The following is a 2,924-nucleotide window of genomic DNA, read 5'->3' on the forward strand; positions in this document are numbered from 1 at the left end:
TTCTTCTCTCAATGCGGATGGCAATATCAACATCACTGCCAAGAAAAAAGATGTGAAAATTGTTGGCTCTGACCTTGCAGGGGAAAATGTTAATCTTACCGCAGCTCGTGATGTCAATGTGCTTGTTGGTCATAATAGCCATTCCTCAAGCTCAAAGGAAGAACGTACAGGCTTTGGCATTCAGTTTGAAAAGAGTAACAGCGGTGCTTCTGTAGGTGTTGGGGTTGCAAGCGCCAAAGATACGGGCGATCAATGGGAAAATACTTCCACACAATCACACATCACGGCACGCCAAGATGTGCAGATTACTGCTGACAATGATGTGAATATGCAAGCAGCCATTGTTTCGGCGGATCGTGATGTCAACATTGATGCCGGCAATAATATCACACTATCAGAAAGCTATGATACCTCTAACGCAAAAGAAAAGCATGAAAAGTCTTTTGCTGGTGTGACAGGCTCTGTCAATGTGGGCATTCTTGGTGCCGTAAAAGATGTAAGGGATGCAGTCAAACGTTTTGGTCATGGGGATACAAAACACAAAATCGGTAATGGTCTTATTGCTGGTCTAAAAGGCTATGATCTCTATAGCAAAGGCAAAGGTCTTTATAATGGGATGAAAGGTGGAAACAAACAGTCTATTCGTGATATTGCTGATGTTTCTGCTAGCGTAACCGTGGGCTTTAAGACAGAGAAGGCAGAAGCCTCTGTTCAGACCTCTACTGCGGTAACAGGTACAATAGAAGCAGGACGCGCTGTTAATATGCAAGCCCACAAAGGCAGCATCCATGGTGTTGGAGCCGATATTATTGCTGGCACAAACCCGATACAAAGCAATGATGAACAGAGCGGGAATATCACCATGGGAGCAGGTAAAGATATCATCTTTGAAAGTGCGCAAAACACGCAGAGCACAGAAAACCACACGCAAAGCGCTTCAATGAATATTGGGTATAGTTATGGTACCGGTGGTACAGGGTGGATGGGGAATGCTTCTTTTGGTAAAGGCAAGGGTTCTAGTGAGGAGGTTCACCAGAAGAACAGCCATATTATAGGCACCGGCACAGTTCACACAACGAGTGGGGCAAACACCACATTGGCAGGCGCCGTGGTTTCTGGAGAGCGTGTAGAAATGGAAGTAGGGGGTGATTTTACCGTTGTCAGCCGCAGTGATACGGGACAAAGTTCCAGCAAGCAAAACTCTGTTTCCATTGGTTATAATAGCCGAGAAAAGGAAGGTACAGCCACAACCAATATTTCCTTGAACAAGGATAAATCCTCTAGCGATTATCACAGTGTTGTGGAGCAATCAGGCATCAAAGCCGGTGATGGCGGTTTTAAGATCAACGTTAAAGATAAAACAACGCTGACCGGAGGCATCATTGCCAGCACCGCGCCGGCAGATAAAAACAGCCTGACCATAGGAAGCATCAGCACCAGTGATATCAGCAACGGTGCGCATGCTCAAGCTAGCAGCCAAGGTTTAAGCATTTCTGCCGGTGGTCCGATGTATCAGGGCAAATATGGTGTCGGGAAAAACATTGCTAAAAATGTCTTAGATCATTCAAAAGCTAAAGATTCAGAGGAAGGATATACCAAATCCGCCATTAGCGATGGCACCATCGTCATTACTGATGAAGCAGGGCAGAAGGCATTGACAGGGCAAGACGTGGAACAAGCCATAGCCTCCCTTAATCGTGATACTGCCACCGCCCATAAGGGTGTACAACAGCTCGATGTAGGCAAGCTGGAACAAATCGTCCATGAAAACCGCGAAATGGCAACGCAACTTTTAGAAGAAGGGTTTAAATACAGCGATGATTCCTATAAAACCATGTTTATCAAAGAGCACCCCATCGCCGTGGTCGACCGTGATGAAAAGGGTAATATACTCTATGAAATAGATGCAAATGGAGAGCCTATAGAAGACGCTCGTGGACAAAATATCCCTAAGTTTCATTATTTAACGGATGAAGAAAAGCAGCATTTGCAAGCCGGCTCTGATGGCAAGGTGCATGTGTCCCTCAATGGCATTTTTACGCCACCCTATGAAGCTGCTGTTTATGCAGAGCAACATGCGGAGAATAAAAATGTACCGCTTTATTTTGTTGTGTTCCCCCAAGCCGATTCTGCTATCTCAGAACTTCTGGTCGCGGGCTATCAGAAGTTTATGGAAAATAACTTTTGGGGTTTGACCAATTCCACACAAGAAGCAAAAGATATAATGTCTCGCTATGGTAACACAGGATTGCATTTTGATGCCCATAGTCGTGGCAGTTTGACAGGCTTTAATATGATGAATTCTTTCAAACAAGAAGGTGTAAATGATGTAGCTGGCAATACAACGATCAGTTTCTATGGACCAGCGGCTAATGTTTTGGCGGCATCCGGTTTGTTAGGTTATGTGAGTGGTGGCAAACAAACCACTATTGGCTTTGATGGGAATAGATATGACTTTGTAAGCAGAATTATTGGCGGCAATGGCTATACCTACGAGACAATACCTGCTGGTAGTAACGTTTTGACAGAATGGTGGAGAGTGATCATGAATCCCATAAGCTCCCATACCTGTCTTGGAGATGCGAGTTATAAATGTAGATATAATTATGGTTTATCTCATCGTGAACAATTTCCTTTAAGTAAATCACGGAGTAAAAAATGAAACAAACCTTAAAATTATTAAGTGCTGTAACTCTATTCAGTATAGCTGGGTGCCAGTTTAATAAAACTCCCACATCTTCTATAGGGGCATGGGAAAAGCCAGGAGCAGATTTTACTGAGATAGGAAAAGCCTTGTTAGAATGCGGTATGCCAACCCCTTATGATAAGGATCCAGAAAGTAGAAAGCTCAGTAATAATGCAATAGCAACAATTCATGCTTGCATGGTTCAATCAGGATTCCGCTATGAAGAAAGGGGGGGGGG

The 2,924-nt window shown here is 44.1% G+C and carries 2 protein-coding genes; both read left to right on the forward strand.

Annotated elements, in window-relative coordinates; all coding sequences use genetic code 11:
* Positions 1 to 2,662: hemagglutinin repeat-containing protein (locus ACFIKN_RS06775; RefSeq protein WP_375658125.1), on the forward strand; the 2,662-nt coding region annotated here is incomplete at its 5' end.
* Positions 2,659 to 2,924, forward strand: a 266-nt coding sequence (locus ACFIKN_RS06780; protein WP_375658126.1) for a hypothetical protein, incomplete at its 3' end; no start/stop codon positions are given. The genes ACFIKN_RS06775 and ACFIKN_RS06780, both read left to right, overlap by 4 nt.

Origin of the sequence: Bartonella sp. CL436QHHD (genome assembly GCF_042195105.1) — a bacterium.
Taxonomy (GTDB): domain Bacteria; phylum Pseudomonadota; class Alphaproteobacteria; order Rhizobiales; family Rhizobiaceae; genus Bartonella.